The organism is Kitasatospora acidiphila, from assembly GCF_006636205.1.
Lineage (GTDB): Bacteria > Actinomycetota > Actinomycetes > Streptomycetales > Streptomycetaceae > Kitasatospora > Kitasatospora acidiphila.
In genome coordinates, this window is sequence record NZ_VIGB01000003.1 from 5,179,612 (window position 1) to 5,197,407 (window position 17,796).

Sequence of the window (17,796 nt, forward strand, 5' to 3'; positions counted from 1 at the left end):
CGCGAGGAGGCCTTGCTGCGCTCCTCCCTGCAGGCCATCGCCCCGGGCACCCCGCTGCGGGACGGCCTGGAGCGGGTGCTGCGGGCCAACACCGGCGGGCTGGTCGTGCTGGGCCTCGACAAGACCGTCGAGTCGCTCTGCACCGGCGGCTTCGTGCTGGACGTGGAGTTCACCGCGACCAGGCTGCGCGAACTGTGCAAGCTGGACGGCGCGGTGGTGCTGGACAAGGACATCACCAAGATCGTCCGGGCCGGTGTCCACCTGATGCCGGACGCGGACATCCCCACCGACGAGACCGGCACCCGGCACCGCACCGCCGAACGGGTGAACAAGCAGACCGGTTTCCCGGTGGTCGCGGTGTCGCACTCGATGCGGCTGATCGCGATGTACGTCAACGGCACCCGCCGGGTGCTGGAGGACTCCACCACCGTGCTCTCCCGCGCCAACCAGGCGCTGGCCACCCTGGAGCGCTACAAGCTGCGCCTGGACGAGGTGGCCGGCACCCTCTCCGCCCTGGAGATCGAGGACCTGGTCACCGTCCGGGACGTCACCGCGGTGGCGCAGCGGCTGGAGATGGTGCGGCTGATCGCCGCCGAGATCGCCGGCTACGTCCTGGAGCTCGGCACCGACGGCCGGCTGCTCTCGCTCCAGCTGGACGAGCTGATCGCCGGCGTCGAGCCGGAGCGCGAACTGGTGGCGCGGGACTACTTCCCGGAGCGGGCTGCCAAGCGCGGCCGCACCGTGGCCGAGGTGCTGGCCGACCTGGAGACGCTCACCCACGCCGAGCTGCTCGATCTGCAGACGGTGGCCAAGACGATCGGCTACTCCGGCTCCCCGGAGTCGCTGGACTCGGCCGTCTCGCCGCGCGGCTACCGGCTGCTGGCCAAGATCCCGCGGCTGCCGAACACCGTGATCGAGCGCCTGGTGGAGCACTTCGGCGGGCTGCAGAAGCTGCTCGCCGCCAGCATCGACGATCTGCAGGCGGTCGAGGGGGTCGGCGAGACCCGGGCCCGCTCGGTGCGTGAGGGGCTCTCCCGGCTCGCCGAGTCCTCGATCCTGGAGCGCTACGTCTGAGCGTCTCAGCCCTGGAACGCTACGTCTGAACGTTTCAGCAGCCGTCCGGCACCGCGTCGCCCAACCGACATGGCGTCGCCCAACCGACACCGCGTCGCCCAACCGACACCGCGTCAGGCCCGGAACCTCTCGATGAGGTCCCGGGCCTGATGCTTGCTCAGCTGCCGGTCACCAGCTGGATGGAGGTGCGGGCCACCACCGGCCCGCCGGCCGGGCCGGTGACGTCGGCCTGCACCAGGTAGGTGTCGGCCGGGGCCGGCGAGGTGCCGCCGGGCGTGGCGCACTGCGGCTTGCTGCGGCTGCGGTCCCAGCTGAAGGTCTCGGTCAGCCCGGTCGTCGGGGCCTGCACCCAGCGGCCCTGCTTGTCGGTGACGCAGTCGGCGGAGGACCAGATCCGCTCCTGCTTGGTCGAGACGGTGATCGAGGAGGCCGCCTGGCTCAGGTCGACCCGGCACTGCGGGCCGGAGACGGCGCGGACCCTCAGCACGAAGGTCGGCTTCTCCTGCAGCGAGTAGGTGCTGTGCGGGGTGGCGGCCAGCTCCAGGGTCAGCTGGGAGGCGGTGCAGACCGGCAGCGCCATCACCTCGGCGGTGTTGATCGGCGGGGCGCCGCTGCCGCCCGTCGAGGAGCCGCCGGTGCCGCCGCCGCCCGTGCCGGCGGTCGCCGACGGGCTGGAGCCACTGCCGCCGTTGCCGGCCCCGCCACTGCCGCCGGCGCCGCCGCCGGCACCGCTCGAAGCGCCGCCGGTGGACCCGCCGCCGCTGCCGCCCGGGACGCTGGAGATCGCCGGGCCGGTCGGGGTGGCGCCCGGGGTGATCGAACCGGGCGCGCTGGGGGAGGGGGAGAGCGGGGCGGGCTGGGCGGCCTTCTGCTTGCCGCCGTCCTGACCGAGCGTCAGCCAGGCGAGCAGGGCGACCACCACCAGGAGGGCGGCGAGCACAACTAGCCGCCGTCGCCAGTAGATCGAGGCGGGCAGTGGTCCGACGGGCTGTCGCAGTGAAGGCACGAGCAAAATCTATAAGAGGCGGAGTACCCGCTTGTGCACCAACACCGGTATCGGAAGCCGATCTTTCACATCATCCGGTATTTCATCCCTCCGAGGGAGTGTCGCTGCCGGACTGTGCGAGGATCGAGAACGCCATGCAGACCATCTCCGCACCCCGCGCCGACGCCCGGACGCCGGTGGAAACGCCCGCGCCGCTGCTGCATTCGATCGTGCTCGACTGGTACCGGGAGAACGCCCGGGACCTGCCCTGGCGCACTCCCGAGGCCTCGCCGTGGGCGGTGATGGTCAGCGAGTTCATGCTCCAGCAGACCCCGGTGAAGCGGGTGCTGCCCGCCTACGCCGCCTGGCTGGAGCGCTGGCCCACCCCGGCTCGGCTCGCCGCCGACGCCCCCGGCGAGGCGGTCCGGATGTGGGGCCGGTTGGGCTATCCGCGGCGGGCGCTGCGGCTGCACGCCGCCGCCACCGCGATCGTCGAGCGGCACGGCGGCCGGGTGCCGGACGACCACGCCGAGCTGCTGGCGCTGCCCGGGGTCGGCGAGTACACGGCGGCCGCCGTCGCCTCGTTCGCCTTCAAGCAGCGGCACGCGGTGCTGGACACCAACGTGCGCCGGGTCTTCGCCCGCGCCGTCACCGGAGTCGAGTACCCGGCCAACGCCACCACCGCCGCCGAGCGCCGGGTCGCCACCGGACTGCTGCCGGCCGCCGACGAGGTCGCCGCCGAGTGGGCGGTGGCCGTGATGGAGCTGGGCGCGCTGGTCTGCACCGCCCGCTCGCCCGAGTGCGGCGGCTGCCCGCTGCGCGCCCAGTGCGCCTGGCAGCGGGCCGGCTGCCCGCCGCACCAGGGGCCGGCCCGGCGCGGCCAGAGCTACGAGGGCACCGACCGCCAGGTGCGCGGCAAGCTGCTCGCCGTGCTGCGGGCGCAGCACGGGCCGGTGCCGCGCGGGCAGCTGGACGTGGTCTGGCCGGACGACATCCAGCGGGACCGGGCGCTGGACGGCCTGGTGGCCGACGGCCTGGTCGAGCCGCTCGCCGACGGGTACTTCCAGCTGCCGCAGTGACCCCGCGGACATGACGAGGCCCCCCGCTCGATCCCTGGAGCGGGGGGCCTCAGCACATGGGGGCTCAGCGAGCCACGAGGGGGCTCAGTGAGCCGCCGCCTCCACGCTCGGCTTGCCGGCGCCGCGCAGCGGGGCGCCGCGCAGGAACAGCGAGGCCGCGATGGCGAGCACGCTGATCGCGGCGGCCCACAGGAAGACCGAGTGGATGCCGTTGGTGACGCCGTGGTGGATGACGTTCTGGACCTCGGGCTTCATCCCGCGGAGCCTGGCCGGGGTCAGGTCCGCGGTGGAGCCGCCGGTGCTCGGCAGGTGGGCCGTGGCCAGGGTGTCCTTCATCCGGTTGGTGTAGATCGCGCCGAAGAGCGCCACACCGAAGGAACCGCCGATGGTGCGGAACAGGGTGGCGGTGGAGCTGGCCACGCCCATGTCCTTGAGCTCCACGCTGTTCTGCGCGACCAGCATGGTGATCTGCATCAGGAAGCCCATGCCGGCGCCCAGCACCGCCATGTAGATGCCGGAGGTGAGGCGGGTGGTGTCGGTGCCCATGCCGGAGAGCAGGAACGAGCCGACGCCCATCACCACGGTGCCGATGATCGGGAAGATCCGGTACTTGCCGGTCTTGGTGACGACCTGGCCGACCACCAGCGAGACCACCAGCATGCCGAACATCATCGGCATCAGCAGCAGGCCGGAGTTGGTGGCCGAGGCGTTCTGCACGATCTGCTGGTACTGCGGCAGGAAGGTGACGCCGCCGAACATCTGGAAACCGACGATGAAGCCGATGATCGAGACCACCGTGAAGTCGCGGTTGCGGAACAGGCCGAGCGGGAGCATCGGCTCCGAGACCCGCTGCTCCACGTAGCAGAAGCCGATCAGCGAGGCCACGGCCAGCACCGCCAGGCCGATGATGTGCTTGGAGCCCCAGGCGTACTGGGTGCCGCCCCAGGTGGTGATCAGGACCAGCGAGGTGATGCCGACGGTGAGCAGCAGGGCGCCGAGGTAGTCGATCTTCGCGGTGGAGCGGGACTTCGGCAGGTGCAGGGTGATCGTCACCATGGCCAGCGCGATCGCACCCAGCGGGATGTTGATGTAGAAGATCCAGTGCCAGCTGAAGTGGTCGGTGATGAAGCCGCCGAGCAGCGGGCCGCCGATGGTGGCCAGCGCCATCACGGCCGCGAACAGACCCTGGTACTTGCCGCGCTCGCGGGGCGAGACCAGCGCACCCATGATCGACATCACGCCGACCATCAGACCGCCGGCGCCCAGGCCCTGGATGGCCCGGAAGGCGATCATCTCGTTCATGTTCTGCGACAGGCCGGCCAGCGCCGAGCCCGCCAGGAAGATGGTGATCGAGGTGAGGAAGGTGCCCTTGCGGCCGTAGAGGTCGCCGAGCTTGCCCCAGATCGGCGTCGCCGCGGCGGTCGCCAGGGTGTACGAGGTGACCACCCAGGACAGGTGGTTGGCGCCGCCGAGGTCGCCGACGATGGTCGGCATCGCGGTGCCGACGATGAGGTTGTCGAGCATTGCGAGCAGCATCGTGATGACCAGGCCGATCATCACCAGACGTATCTCGCGCGGCGATCGTTGCGGGCGCTCGTCCCCCCAACGCCTGCGGGCGGGGTCTCCGCCGTCGCGTCGACCTGCTGTTGTGCCATGGTGTGCGTCTCCCGGATGCGCCTGTGCGGGCCCGCGCCTCGCGACCCCTCGTCGACCTTACTTGCCGACCGGCTAGTTTAGTAATCGTTGGCACGGTAAGGTCTGGGTAAGCCGGGAGTCAAGCCGAATACGGCCACCCCCAGAGTCCGCAGCGAGCTAGGCAGGCAGTCAGCCATGAGTACGACCCACGGTCCCCGCAGTGACACCCGTGCGCGGATCATCGCGGTGGCGCTGGAGTTGTTCTCCGAGCACGGGTACGAGAAGACCTCGCTGCGGGAGATCGCCGACCGACTGGGCGTCACCAAGGCCGCGCTGTACTACCACTTCAAGACCAAGGACGACATCGTCCACGGCATCGTCGAGACCATGGCCGCGCCGATCGACGAGGCGATCGCCTGGGGCGAGGAGCAGGACTGGTCGCCCGAGGTGCGCGACGAGCTGGTCCGCCGGTTCGCCGCCGGGATGGCCGAGCGGGCGCCGCTGCTGCGCTTCTTCCACGAGAACCAGCCGGCGCTGCGCGAGTCCCAGGCCGGGCTGGAGTTCCGCGATCGGATGATCCGGATGATCCGTCTGGTGCACGGTCCCGGTGCCTCGTTCGAGGACAAGCTGCGGGCGACCATGGCGCTCTTCTCGGTGAACTCGGCGTTCTTCCTGCTCAAGCACGACCGGCCGGACCTCGCCGCCGACTGCGCCATGGACGACGAGATCACGGTGGCGGAGGTGATGCGGGCGGCGACCACGGTCGGCCTGGAGATCGCCGCCCCGATCAAGCCCGTCGCCCACCAGGGCTGAGCGGGCTCAGAAGTTGCCCGCCCCGTGCCCCGAGAGGTAGGCGATCGGGTCGGTCACCGCGCCGTAGCGGTTGGCGGTGCGGATCTCGAAGTGCAGGTGCGGTCCGGTGGAGTTGCCGGTGCTGCCCGAGGCGCCGATCCGCTGACCGCCCGTCACCTGGTCACCGGCCCGCACACCGAGCCCGGACAGGTGGGCGTACTGGGCGAACCTGCCGTCGGACAGCCGCAGCACCACCTCGTTGCCATAGGCGCCGTCCCAGCCGGCCGAGACCACGGTGGCGTCGCCGACCGCGAGCAGCGGGGTGCCGCTGTCCACCGCGAAGTCCACGCCCGTGTGGTAGCCCGCGGCGTACTCGCGGTCGGGCACGCCGAACGGGTTGGTCACCGGGGCACCCGGCGCGGGCGCCGACCAGACCGGGCCGGGCGGTGGTGCGGGGGCAGCCGGGGGCGTGGGCTGCGCTGCGGGCTCGGGGGCGGCTGCGCCCGGTGCGTCGGCGGCGCCCGTCTTGGCCAGGTTGGCCGCCACCGCGACCGCCGCCCGGGAGGCGGCCGCCCCGCCCGGCATCCGGTACGGGCTCGGCGCGGCCACCTGTACCACGGGCTCCGGCTCCGGCGCCGCCGCGAGCCGGGCGGCGGTGAAGGCGGAGGCGCCCGGGGTGGTCGGTCGGACCGTCTGCGCCACCGCGCTGCCGGGCACCGCGGCCAGCGCCGCGCCGAGCAGCAGCACGCCGGCCGCTGTGGTGGAGAAGGCGGTGCGCCGGTGCGGGCCCTGGAAGACCGCATACGGGTCCCGCCGCAGCTCGGTCACCCAGCGTGGCGACACCGGTCGCGTGATGCCGGGGCGCGACAACTGGGGCAGCCGGGGCAGCCACGACAGCTGGGACAGCTGAGGCGGCCACGACTGCTGGGGCAACCGCGACAGCCACGTCGGCTGGGGCAACCGCGACAGCTGGGGCAACCGCGACAGCCACGTCAGCTGGGGCAACCGCGACAACTCGGGCAACCGCGACAGCCGCGGTGACCTGGGCGGGCGTGGTCGGGCGTGCCGCCCGGAACCGCTGAGCAGCCGGGCGAACCCGGTGCGGCCGGGGTTGGGAGTGGGCATGCCGTGCTCGACCTCGCTGCGGTTCGGGCCAGCGGCTGGCGGCAGCGCACTGGGTGGGGGACCACACAGGTGTAACCGGCGGTGCGGAGGGAGCGAAATTCGCCCGGCTACTACGGCGCGTAGTGGCAGCCGCCTGCCGATTTCAGGCGATCGGCGGATTGCCCCCGCCCTCCGACCGCTCTCCCGGGCCCGGCGCGGTACTACCCCCGCTCGTACCGGCCGCGGCGGCTGTGATCAGTGCCACCCGCGGTGACGGCCGGGCGGCCGGTCCACGCACGACCGTTCCCGCCGCCGCCGCCCGGGCGGACCATCGATGGATGACCGCAGAAAGCAAAGCCTCGCCGCAACGCAAAGCCTCGCCGCAACGCACCGCAGCGCCGGACAGCAGCGCCGCGCCGGACAGCACCGCTTCGCTGGTACGCGACGCCTCGCCCTACGCCGGCCCCGATGACCGCCGCTTCACCCTCTGGCGGGCCGCCGACCGGATCCTCTCCGGCCCGCGCCCGGTCACCCTGCACGAACGCCTGGCCGAGCTCGGCGCCGACGCCCGGGCCTGCGTCGGCCAGGCCGAACGTCCCGACTTCTACGGCGACGGCGTGGTCGCCGACCTGGAGCAGCAGGTCGCCGAGCTGCTCGGCAAGCCCGCCGCGGCCTTCTTCCCGACCGGCACCATGGCCCAGCAGGTGGCGCTGCGCTGCTGGGCCCGGCAGTGCGGCACCAGCGTGGTGGCCAGTCACCCGCTGGCCCACATCGAGACCCATGAGCGCCGCGCCTACCGCCGGCTCACCGGCTTGGACACCGTCTTCCCGACCACCGCGCCCCGGCTGCCCACCGCCGCCGAACTGCGCGCCCTGGACGAGCCCTACGGCGTGCTGCTGGCGGAACTGCCGCTGCGGGCGGCCGGCTTCGTGCTGCCCGACTGGGCCGAGCTGGTCGAACTGGCCGCCGCCGCCCGGGCCGCCGACGCCGTGGTGCACCTGGACGGCGCCCGGCTCTGGGAGGCCGCCGCCCACTACGGCCGGCCCCCGCACCAGCTGGCCGACCTGGGCGACTCGGTCTACGTCTCGTTCTACAAGGCGCTCGGCGGGATCAGCGGTGCCGCGCTCGCCGGACCGGCCGACCTGATCGCCGAGGCCAGGGTCTGGCGCCACCGCTACGGCGGCCAGCTCTACCAGCAGTGGCCCGCCGCCCTCTCGGCCCGCGCCGCGCTCGGCCGCGAGCTGCCCCGGCTGCCCGGCTACCTGGCCCAGGCCGGGGTGCTGGCGGACGGGCTGCGCCGGGCGATCCGCCCGGTGCCCGGCGCCCGGATCCACCCCGACCCGCCGCACACCCACCAGTTCCAACTCTGGCTGCCGCACCCGCCGGAGCTGCTCGCCGAGGCGGGGCTGCGGCACTGCGCCCGCAGTGGCGACGGGCTCTTCGGCTCCTGGTGGGCCGGCCCGCTGCCGGGCCTGTCGATGACCGAACTGACCGCCCTGACCCCCGCGCTGGCCTGGACCGCAGAGCAGGTGGCCGAGTCGGTCGCCGGCTTCCTGGGCGAGGTCGACCGGTTGGCCGCCGCGGGGTAGCGCGAGCGGGGCCCGCTTGACGGTGGAAGGTACATCGTCAACCCTGGTGATCCGTCGCCGGACCGTGGGTATCAAGCCAATTGACGCCGGGTCAGCAGGGGGAACGAGTGAGCGAGCAGCACCCGCAGATCGAACTCGCCGAGGCGGTCGAGGCCGTCCGCCGCGAGGTGGCCGCGGCCGCCGAACGGGCCGCCGGCGAGCGGTTCCAGTTCGAGGTCGGCACCGTGGAGCTGGAGTTCTCCGTCGAGTTGCGCCGGGAGGCGCGGGTCGACGGCAAGGTCCGCGCCTGGGTGGTGTCGGCCGGTGCGGAGGCCGGTACCGAGCACACCCGGGCGCACCGGGTGACCGTCACCCTCAATCCCGTGGACACCACCACTGGCGGGAACGTGCTGGTCGGCAATGACGACCTGGGCAGCCGTGAGGGCTTCCATTGAGTCTGGTGGCTCAGCGGATCGCGGCCGTGCGGGCCGCCGGACAGGGCAGTGGGGTGCTGCTCTCCGGCCGAGTGGTGCTGACCGCCGCCCATCTGCTGGCCCCCGCCTCGCCCGCGCCGGGCGTGATCGAGGCCGCCGTGCCGGGCGGACGCGGCTGGATGCGCTGCACCCCGCTGTGGCGCTCGGCCGAGGCCGACGTCGCCGTGCTGCTCGCCGCCGGCGACCTGGTCCGGCCCGAGATCGCCGCCGACTTCGACGAGCTGCGCTGGGGCCGGATCGACGACCTGGAGCCGGTGCCGCTCTGCCATGCGATCGGCTACCCGGCGGCCGGCCGGGAGGACGGCGGGGTGCTGCGCAGCCACCAACTGGTGGGCACCCTGGCCCCCGCCACCGGCCTGGGCGGCAACCGGCACGTGCTGGCCACCCAGCACCAGCCGCCCGGCCCGGTCGCCGGCGCCGACTCGCCGTGGTCCGGCATGTCCGGCGCCCCGGTGGTCTTCAACAACCTGCTGCTCGGCCTCGCCACCGCCGACGTGGCGCCGGGCGTCTGGCACCATTCCCAGCTCGGCCTGGTGCCGCTGGCCCCGCTGCTGGCCGACCCGGGTTTCGCCGCGCTGCTGGCCCGCCGGCTGCCGGCCCCGATCCGGGTCCGGGGAATCGCCCAACGCGAGCGCCAGGACGCCGAGTTCGAGGAGGAGTACGCCCGCAGCATCCGCCGTGAGCACGGCCGTCTGAAGATCTTCGGGCTGCCGCAGTCGCTGCGCTGGGACCTCGGCACCGCCTACCTGAGCCTGCAGGCCCTGAAGGTGACGGAGCACCAGCCGCACGTCGAACGCACCCCCGGCACCGGCGAACTGCTGCTCGACCGCACCGGGCGGCGCGGCCGGGTGGAGAGCCTGCTCAAGGACCGCCGCCGGGTGCTGCTGCGCGGCCAGGCCGGCTCCGGCAAGACCACCCTGCTGCAGTGGCTGGCCGTCAACGCCGTCTCCGGCAGCCTGGTCGGCGAACTCGCCGAACTCAACTACCGGGTGCCGTTCCTGCTGCGGCTGCGCACCATGTTCCAGCTGCGCAACCTGCAGCCGCGCCCCGCCGAGTTCCTCGCCATGGACCGCAGCCCGGTCGCCGCCGACCAGCCCCCGGGCTGGGCCGACCGCCTGTTCGCCGCAGGCCGGGCCATCCTGCTGGTCGACGGACTGGACGAGATCCCGCAGGAGAACCGGGACGAGGCCGGCGAGTGGCTGGCCGACCTGCTGGAGCTCTACCCCAACTGCTTCACCCTGGTCACCGTGCGCCCCACCGGAGTTCCCGCCGACTGGCTGCACCGCCAGCGGTTCGAGGAGTTGATGCTCTGCCCGATGGACGAGTGGGACCGCAGCCGCTTCGTGGAACGCTGGCACCAGGCCGCCCTGGCCGCCGAACGGGACGCCACCGACGACCCCACCCCCGCTGAACTCGCCGCCCTGGAAGGTCGGTTCCGCGAGATGACGGACGCCCTGCGGCGAGCCCTGCGGCAGTCCCCGGAACTCGACCTGCTCACCGACAGCCCGCTGCTGTGCGCCATGATCTGCGCCCTGCACCGGGAGTGGGAGGGCGGGCTGCCCGAACGCAAGATGGAGGTCTACGAGTCGGCCCTCGACATGCTGCTGCTGCGCCGCGACAAGCAGCGCCGGATCGCCGCCCTGCCGGAGGGCCGCCAGCTCGGCCGCGAGGAGCAACTCGCCCTGCTGCAGCGGATGGCGGCCTGGCTGGTGCTCAACGGCCAGCACGAGGGCGACCACGAGGACGCGCTGCGGCAGATCGAGCAGGTGCTGCCCAGCCTGCCCGCGGCCCACGGCAGCCTCGGCGCCGAGCAGGTGCTGCGCCACCTGGTGGAACGCACCGGCCTGCTCACCGAAACCAGCGTCGCCACCTTCGAGTTCGTCCACCGCACCTTCCAGGACTACCTGGCGGCACGGGAGTTCATGGAGGACCGGGACTTCGGGCTGCTGGCCGGCCGGGCCGCCGACGAGCAGTGGGCCGACGTGGTCCGGATGGCCGTCGGCCACTGCTCGCACCGCGACCGGGCCGTGCTGCTGCGCCGCCTGCTGGCCGCCGCCAATGCCGGCCCGCAGGCCCGCACCGCCCGCTGGATCCGGCTGATCGCGGCCGGCTGCCTGCCCTATGCCTCGGTGCTGGACGAGGCCGTCCGGGCCGAGGTGCTGGCCCAACTGCGCCCGATGCTGCAGCTGTTCCCGCACGAGGAGGAGGCCGCCTACGAGCCGCGCGAATGGCAGGCGCTCTACGCGGTCGGCGAGGACCTGCTGCCGCTGCTCACCCCCGACACCGATCTGCCGCTCTGGCTGGTCGTCCGGCTGCTGGAGCGGATGGGCGGCCCGGAGGCGCTGGACCGGCTGGTCGCGATCAACACCAGGATCGCCGCCGAGCAGGGCGGACAGCCGGCCCTGGCCTCCCGGGAGGTGCTGGCCCGGGCCTACCAGCAGGCCGGCGACCTGGCGCAGGCGATTCCCGCGCTGGAGCAACTGGTCGCGCTCTCCGAGCAGTTGATGGGCCAGGGGCACCCGGACACGTTCGACGCCCGGCTCCGCCTGGCCGACGCCTACCTGGAGTCCGGCGCGCTGGCCGGTGCGCTGCCCCGGTACGAGCAGCTGCTGGCCGACGCCGAGGCCCGGGCCGCCGCCGTCGACCTGCTGGAGATCCGCAGCCGGCTCGGCGCCGCCTACCTGGAGGCCGGCGCGCTCGGCCGGGCGCTGCCGCTGTTCGAGCGCCTGATCGCCGAGGCCGAGGAACTCAGGGGCCGGGACAGCCCCGAGGCGCTGGCCGCCCGCGGCCGGCTCGGCGCCGCCCAGCGTGACGCCGGCCAACTGGCCAAGGCGATCACCAACTTCGAGTGGCTGCTGATGGACGCCGAGCGGGCCCTCGGCGAGGACCACCCGGACACCCTGGTGATAAGGACCGACGCCGCCGCCGCGCAGGCCGAGGCCGGCGACCTGACCCGGGCCATCTCGGCCCTGGAGCAGATCCAGGCGGACGCGGCCCGGGAGCTCGGCGAGCACTACCCGACCACGCTGACCGCCGCACTGCGACTGGCCAACGCCTACGCCGAGGCGGGCGACCTGTTCAAGGCCGTGCCGATCCTGGAGGCGGTGGACCAGGCCCGCACCCGGGTGTTCGGCGAGGACCACCCGGCCACCTTCACCGCCCGCCGCCACCTCGCCGTCGCCTACCTCGGCCAGGGCGACCACGGACTGGCGCTCGGCCTGCTGGAGGCCACCCTGGCGCGCGCCCGCCAGGCGCTCGGCGAACGCCACCCGGAGCCGCTGTCGCTGCGGCACGAGCTCGGCGTGGCGCAGCGGCTCGACGGCGAGCCGAGCCGGGCGGTCGACCTGCTCTCCCGGGTGCTGGGCGACCGCTGGGTGCTGCTCGGCGAGCGCCACCCCGACACCCTGCGCACCCGGCACCAACTGGCGCTGGCCTACTGGGCCGCCGAGGACTCCCGGCAGGCCACCGAACTGGCCGGGCGCACCCTGGCGTTGTGCGAGACCCATCTCAGCCCGGACCACCCCCTGACGGTGGCGGTGCGGGACAGCCTGGACCCGGCGAACCGGCAGGTCCAGCTGATCCGCCAGCTGCCGAGGAGCCGTCAGGTGCCGTTCGCCGAGTCGTAGTCGGAGCGGGCCGCGAGCACCTCGTCCATGTTGGCCTCGGCCCAGCTCATGATCGCCCGCATCACCGGGAGCAGGCCCCGGCCGAGCGGGGTGAGCGCGTACTCCACCCGGACCGGCACTGCCAGGGTGACGGTCCGGGAGACCAGGCCGTCGCGCTCCATGGCGCGCAGCGTCTGGGTGAGCATCTTCTGGCTGATCCCCGCCACCCGCCGCGACAGGTCGCCGTAGCGCTGCGGCTGCTCGGCGAGCGCGTTGATCAGCAGGCTGACCCACTTGTCGCTGATTCGGTCGAGGAGTTGGCGGGTCGGGCACTCGGCCACATAGGCGTCGTAGGCCAGTTTGGCGTCGGCGCGCTGCTGGGCGGCCGTTCTGGTGGCCATGCCGGGACTCCCCTCCGGGTGCGGTACGCACCGTGAAGTGCGTTCTTCCCGGCAGAGCGTAGCTCTCCCTAGGTTAGTGGCAACAGGTGTGACAGAGACGGGAGTTCGGTGATGCGTGCAGTGGTGGTACGGGAGTTCGGCGGGCCCGGGGCGCTGACGGCGGTCGAGGTGCCGGTGCCGGTCCCCGGGGCCGGGCAGCTGCGGATCGAGGTGGCCGCGGCGGGGGTGAACCCGGTGGACGCGGTGACCAGGTCGGGGGTGCTGGCCGAACTGGGGCTGCTGCCGCGGTTGGCGGGGTCAACGGTCGGGATCGGCTGGGACGTTGCGGGAACGGTCGCCGAACTGGGCCCGGGCACCCAGGAATTCGCCGTCGGCGACCGGGTGATCGGGCTGCGCGACCGCCTGGACGTGCCGCTCGGCGCCTATGCCGAGCACCTCGTCCTGGACGCCTCGGCGGTGGCCCCGCTGCCCGACGGGCTGTCGGCGGTGGCGGCGGCCACCCTGCCGCTGAACGCGCTGACGGCCGACCAGGCCCTGGACCTGCTGGACCTGCCGGCGGGGGCGAGCCTGCTGGTCACCGGCGCGGCGGGCGGGGTGGGCGGCTTCGCGGTGGAACTGGCCGCCCGGCAGCGCGGTTTGCGGGTGGTCGCGGTGGCGGGCGCGGCGGACCACGATGCGCTGCGGGCGATGGGCGCCCGGTGGCTGGTGGACCGTGAGGTGCCAGATCTGGCGGCGGCGGTACGCGAGCTGGTGCCGGGCGGGGTGGACGGCGCGCTGGATGCCGCGCTGCTGGGGATCCGGGCGCTGGGCGCGGTGCGCAACCGGGGCGCCTTCGTCTCGGTGGCGGGGGACGTGCCGGTGGGGCTGCGCGGGATCCGGGTGCGGACGGTCTGGATCGCGGCGGACGGGCCCGCGCTGGGGCGGCTGGCGGAGCTGGCCGCCCGCGGGGAGTTGACCCTGCGGGTGGCGGACACCCTGCCGCTGGCGCAGGCGGAGCAGGCGCACCGGCGGCTGGCGCGGGGCGGGCTGCGGGGGCGGTTGGTGCTGGTGCCCTGAACCGGTGCTGGAGCTGCTGCCCTGAGCCTGGCGCCGGTGCTGGTGCCCTAGGGGGGCGCCCGCCAAGCGGAGAGAATGGCTCCGGACATCTTGTGACGTACAGAGAAAGCGAAGCCTCACCATGGATCTCGGCGTGCGCTGGAAGCTGCACGGTGACGGGCGCACGCCCGCGCCGGGGGCGGTCGTCCGCCCCGACGAACGGCTCTCCTGGCCCCGTACGGTAGGGCTCGGAGCCCAGCACGTGGTGGCCATGTTCGGGGCCAGCTTCGTGGCGCCGGTGCTGATGGGGCTCAACCCCAACCTCGCGATCATGATGTCCGGCGTCGCGACCGTGATCTTCCTGCTGGCGACCCGCGGCCGGGTGCCCAGCTACCTCGGCTGTTCGCTCTCCTTCGTGGGGGTCGCCGCGGTGATCCGGGCGCAGGGCGGCACCAGTGCCACGGTGACCGGTGCGGTGTTCGTGGTCGGCGTGGTGCTGTTCCTGGTGGGCGTCGCGGTCCAGCGGTTCGGGGCGCGCATCATCCACCTGGCGATGCCGCCGATCGTGACCGGCGCGGTGGTGATGCTGATCGGGTTCAACCTCGCCCCCGTGACCGCGTCGACCTACTGGCCGCAGGACCAGTGGACGGCGCTGCTGGTGATGCTCTTCACCGGGCTGGCCGTGGTGGCGCTGCGCGGCTTCTGGTCGCGCATCGCGATCTTCCTCGGCCTGCTCTTCGGCTACGGGATCTCCTGGGCGTTCGACCGGATCTTCGGGAAGATCCACTCGATGGGCCCCGGCGGCACGGTCACCGACCACTGGCGCCTGGACCTGTCGGGCGTCGGCAAGGCGGACTGGATCGGCCTGCCGTCGTTCCACGGCCCGTCCTTCCAGTGGTCCGCGATCCTGGTGGCGCTTCCCGTGGTGATCGCGCTGGTCGCGGAGAACGCCGGGCACATCAAGGCGGTCGGCGAGATGACCGGTGCCCAGCTGGACGACAAGCTGGGCACGGCGATCTCCGCGGACGGTGTCGCCTCCATGCTCTCCACCGCGGTCGGCGGTCCGCCCAACACCACGTACTCCGAGAACATCGGCGTGATGGCCGCCACCCGGGTCTACTCGACGGCCGCCTACTGGGCGGCGGCCGGCTTCGCGCTGCTCTTCGGCATCTGCCCGAAGTTCGGCGCGATCGTGGCCGCGATCCCCGGTGGGGTGCTCGGCGGCATCACCGTCATCCTCTACGGCATGATCGGCCTGCTCGGCGCGCAGATCTGGAGCCGGTCCAACGTGGACCTGCGCAATCCGCTCAACCTGGTGCCGGCCGCGGCGGGCATCATCATCGGCGTCGGCAACGTCACGCTGAAGTTCAGCAGCAACTTCAGCCTCAGCGGCATCGCGCTGGGCACGCTGGTCGTCATCACCGGCTACCACGCACTGCGGCTGCTGGCCCCCGCGCACCTCAAGACGCAGGAGCCGCTGCTGGACGAGGGCACCTCCTCGTACGACGAGGAGTAGGCGGCGAGTGGGCGGGGAGTAGGCGCTCGCTCAGGGGCGGGTGGCTGACCAAGCACTTGGTCAGCCACCCGCCCCTCGTCGTCAGCCCCCGAACACCGGCGCGTGGTCGGCCGCGAAGTCGGCGAAGGAGCGGGCCGGGTGGCCGGTCAGCTTCTCGACGTCGGAGCTGACCGCGCCCGCGCCGCCGCCCGCGTAGAAGGTGTAGAGCTCGATCAGGCCCTCGGCGCGCCACGGGTCCCAGCCGGCGCCCAGCATGCCGGCCAGCGCGGCCTGCGGGTCGGCGGCCTGGTACGCCACCTCGCGGCCGGCCACGGCGCCGAGCTGCTCGGCGATCTCCTCGTGGGTCAGCCCGGCCGGCCCGGTCAGCGTGTAGACCGCGCCCTCGTGCCCCTCGCCGGTCAGCACCGCGACGGCCGCGTCCGCGACGTCCCGCGCGTCCACCCAGGAGACCGGGGCGTGCCCGGCGGCAGCCGTGAGCCGGCCGGCCTTGACCGCGTCGGCCATGCCCAGGAAGTTCTGGTGGAAGCCGTTCGGCGCCAGCACCGTCCAGGGCAGCCCGCTGGCCTCCAGGTGCGCGTGGCCCGCCACATGGGCGGAGAGGAAGCGCACGCCCTCCGGCTTGTACTCCACCCCGGCGGCCGCGTGCAGCACGATCCGCGGCTGCCGCCCGGTGCGCACCGCGGCGTCGATGATGTTGATCTCGTGCTGCGCCATCTCGGGGTGGACGGCCACCAGCAGGTAGACCACGTCCGCGCCGGCCAGGGCGGCGTCCAGCGAGGCCGGGTCGGTGTAGTCGGCGGCCACCACCTCGACGCCCTCGTCCCACTCGGCGGGGCGCGACCCGGGGTCGCGCACCAGCGCGCGCACGCTCTCGCCGCGCTCGCGCAGCCCGCTGACAACCTTCGACCCCACGGTGCCGGTGGCACCGGTGACCACGATCACGAATGTCTCTCCCGTTCGTACCAGCAACTGCTCTGATGACCAGTCATCCGGACTATGGCAGCGGCTCCTTGGGTGATCAAGGTCTGATTCGCACTCGTTCGATCAGCCAGGCTCATCGATCGGGTGCGGCCCAGTGGCTCGGGGGAAAAGCAGTGGCGGCGGTCAGCAACCTGACCGCCGCCACTCAGCCACGCAAAGCTGACGCCCTGCCGGTTACGACCACTGGGCCCAGGGCAGGTTCCAGCCGCCCAGGCCGTTGTCCGGAGCGACCGGCTCACCGACCGAGTGCTGGACGATCACCACGTCACCGATGATCGAGTCGCCCCAGAACTTGCCGGCCACCGAGTCGTCCTCGCCCTGGTCGGTGTCGGGCAGGCCGATGCAGCCGTGGCTGATGTTCGCCTTGCCCGCCCAGTCGACGGCCTTGGGGTTGCCGTGGACGTAGGAGCCGGTGTCGGTGATCTTCAGGCCGTGCGGCTCGTAGACGTCGTAGCCCGCACCCTTGATGTTGGTGGTCTTGGAGTCCATGTGGACCATCCGGTCCTTCTCGAAGACCACCATGGTGCCGTTCCAGGACGGGTTGTCGTCGGCGCCCGCGGTGATGGCGATGGTCTTCGTCGGGGCGCCGTCCTCGACCACGGTCATCTGGTGGGTGCCGGCGTCCGCCGTGCTGACCTTCGAGCGGCCGATGGTGAAGGCCTCGTCGGTGTCCGAGTCGCCGTAGACGCCGGGGGAGAGCTCGACGCCGGAGACCCGGCGGTGCACGCTCACCTTGGTGCCGGGCTTCCAGTAGTTCTCCGGGCGCAGGTCGAGGCGGTTGGGGCCGAACCAGTGGCCCTTGACGGTGGTGCCGTCCGTCGCCTCGACGGTGATCGCCTGCTCCGCCGCCTGCTTGTTGGTGACCGCCTTGTCGAAGGTGACGCTGATGATCATGCCGACGCCGTACGTCGCATTGTTGTCCAGGTTGTCCCGGACCCTCTCGGTCTTGCTCGGGGTGAGGGTGCTGAAGCTGCTGGTGGTCGTGGTCGCCACCCCGGAGGCGTCGACCGCGTTGGCGTTCACCTGGTACTTGGTGGACACCGACAGTGCGGCCGTGGGCGCCCAGCTCCCGTCCGGGCCGACCGTGCCGGCGACCGGCTTGCCGTCCGGGCCGGTCACCGTCACCTGGGTCAGCTTCCCGTCGGTCACCGACACCTTCACCGCACCGCTGGGCGCCACGTTCTGCGACCCGTCGGCGGGCAGCACGGCCAGGGTGGCCGCGGACGGCTTCGCCTGGGCACCGCTGTGGCCGGCTGCGGCCGGGGCGGTGGCGGACCCTCCGGTGCCGCCGCCGGTCCCGCTGCTGCAGGCTGTGGTCAGCAGCAGCGCACCGCCGAGCAGCAGTGCAGCAACGGTGCCCGGTATGCCCCTGGAGCGCATTGTTCGTTCCCCCCACATCGTGGTGATCCTTATGCTTCTTCGACTCCCCATGGTGCCAAATGGATGCACCGTGAATGTGACTGTCACACAATCAGGACATTCGGGGGTTCGGGGCAGGGTAGCGAGCTCCCCCGTGGCTGCTTCTTC

Annotated in this window: 14 protein-coding genes; 8 read left to right on the forward strand and 6 right to left on the reverse strand. The window is 72.9% G+C overall.

Annotated elements, in window-relative coordinates; translation table 11 throughout:
* The first annotated feature begins 15 nt into the window (after positions 1 to 15).
* Positions 16 to 1,074 carry a DNA integrity scanning diadenylate cyclase DisA gene (gene disA / locus E6W39_RS24620; protein WP_181799715.1) on the forward strand — a complete coding sequence of 353 codons (1,059 nt, stop codon included), beginning with the start codon at positions 16 to 18 and terminating at the stop codon, positions 1,072 to 1,074.
* A 157-nt stretch (positions 1,075 to 1,231) separates the two neighbouring features.
* On the opposite strand, the gene E6W39_RS24625 is transcribed toward disA, so the two are convergent.
* Complete coding sequence (locus tag E6W39_RS24625; protein ID WP_141635386.1) at positions 1,232 to 2,014, reverse strand: hypothetical protein; 783 nt, start codon at positions 2,012 to 2,014, stop codon at positions 1,232 to 1,234.
* Positions 2,015 to 2,214: 200 nt separating this feature from the next.
* Between E6W39_RS24625 and E6W39_RS24630 the strand changes: the two genes are divergently transcribed.
* Positions 2,215 to 3,138 carry an HhH-GPD family protein gene (locus E6W39_RS24630; RefSeq protein ID WP_141635387.1) on the forward strand — a complete coding sequence of 308 codons (924 nt, stop codon included), beginning with the start codon at positions 2,215 to 2,217 and terminating at the stop codon, positions 3,136 to 3,138.
* An 84-nt stretch (positions 3,139 to 3,222) separates the two neighbouring features.
* Here the strand turns inward: E6W39_RS24630 and E6W39_RS24635 are convergent, their stop codons facing one another.
* On the reverse strand, positions 3,223 to 4,695 hold the full coding sequence (locus tag E6W39_RS24635) for an MDR family MFS transporter (protein ID WP_141635388.1): 1,473 nt from the start codon (positions 4,693 to 4,695) through the stop codon (positions 3,223 to 3,225).
* A gap of 273 nt (positions 4,696 to 4,968) precedes the next feature.
* Between E6W39_RS24635 and E6W39_RS24640 the strand changes: the two genes are divergently transcribed.
* The gene (locus E6W39_RS24640; protein WP_101381219.1) at positions 4,969 to 5,586 is read left to right on the forward strand and encodes a TetR/AcrR family transcriptional regulator; all 618 of its coding nucleotides are present in this window, start codon (positions 4,969 to 4,971) and stop codon (positions 5,584 to 5,586) included.
* Positions 5,587 to 5,592: 6 nt separating this feature from the next.
* On the opposite strand, the gene E6W39_RS24645 is transcribed toward E6W39_RS24640, so the two are convergent.
* Positions 5,593 to 6,393: a M23 family metallopeptidase gene (locus tag E6W39_RS24645; protein ID WP_228718341.1), complete on the reverse strand. Its 801-nt coding sequence runs from the start codon at positions 6,391 to 6,393 to the stop codon at positions 5,593 to 5,595.
* 614 nt (positions 6,394 to 7,007) lie between these two features.
* Between E6W39_RS24645 and E6W39_RS24650 the strand changes: the two genes are divergently transcribed.
* The 3 genes from E6W39_RS24650 (at position 7,008) to E6W39_RS24660 (ending at position 12,357) form a co-directional block, all read left to right on the forward strand.
* Positions 7,008 to 8,258, forward strand: coding sequence for a threonine aldolase family protein (locus E6W39_RS24650; protein ID WP_141635389.1), 1,251 nt, complete (start codon positions 7,008 to 7,010; stop codon positions 8,256 to 8,258).
* A gap of 107 nt (positions 8,259 to 8,365) precedes the next feature.
* Entirely contained in the window at positions 8,366 to 8,692 is a 327-nt protein-coding gene (locus E6W39_RS24655) for a trypco2 family protein (protein ID WP_141635390.1), read from the forward strand.
* A 5-nt stretch (positions 8,693 to 8,697) separates the two neighbouring features.
* The gene (locus tag E6W39_RS24660; protein ID WP_181799439.1) at positions 8,698 to 12,357 is read left to right on the forward strand and encodes a tetratricopeptide repeat protein; all 3,660 of its coding nucleotides are present in this window, start codon (positions 8,698 to 8,700) and stop codon (positions 12,355 to 12,357) included.
* On the opposite strand, the gene E6W39_RS24665 is transcribed toward E6W39_RS24660, so the two are convergent.
* Positions 12,333 to 12,737 (reverse strand): winged helix-turn-helix transcriptional regulator, encoded by a 405-nt coding sequence (locus E6W39_RS24665; RefSeq protein ID WP_141635392.1) that lies wholly within the window; start codon positions 12,735 to 12,737, stop codon positions 12,333 to 12,335. The genes E6W39_RS24660 and E6W39_RS24665 overlap by 25 nt on opposite strands.
* Positions 12,738 to 12,848: 111 nt before the next feature.
* Here E6W39_RS24665 and E6W39_RS24670 point away from each other — a divergent pair, with 111 nt between their 5' ends.
* The gene (locus tag E6W39_RS24670) at positions 12,849 to 13,793 is read left to right on the forward strand and encodes an NADP-dependent oxidoreductase (RefSeq protein WP_141635393.1); all 945 of its coding nucleotides are present in this window, start codon (positions 12,849 to 12,851) and stop codon (positions 13,791 to 13,793) included.
* Positions 13,794 to 13,914: 121 nt separating this feature from the next.
* Positions 13,915 to 15,288 (forward strand): uracil-xanthine permease family protein, encoded by a 1,374-nt coding sequence (locus E6W39_RS24675; RefSeq protein ID WP_141635394.1) that lies wholly within the window; start codon positions 13,915 to 13,917, stop codon positions 15,286 to 15,288.
* Between the two features lie 81 nt (positions 15,289 to 15,369).
* Here E6W39_RS24675 and E6W39_RS24680 read toward each other — a convergent pair whose 3' ends face one another.
* Both E6W39_RS24680 and E6W39_RS24685 read right to left on the reverse strand, forming a co-directional pair.
* Positions 15,370 to 16,230, reverse strand: coding sequence for an NmrA family NAD(P)-binding protein (locus E6W39_RS24680; RefSeq protein ID WP_181799440.1), 861 nt, complete (start codon positions 16,228 to 16,230; stop codon positions 15,370 to 15,372).
* A 213-nt stretch (positions 16,231 to 16,443) separates the two neighbouring features.
* Positions 16,444 to 17,649: a L,D-transpeptidase gene (locus tag E6W39_RS24685; protein WP_141635396.1), complete on the reverse strand. Its 1,206-nt coding sequence runs from the start codon at positions 17,647 to 17,649 to the stop codon at positions 16,444 to 16,446.
* Positions 17,650 to 17,796: the final 147 nt, after the last annotated feature.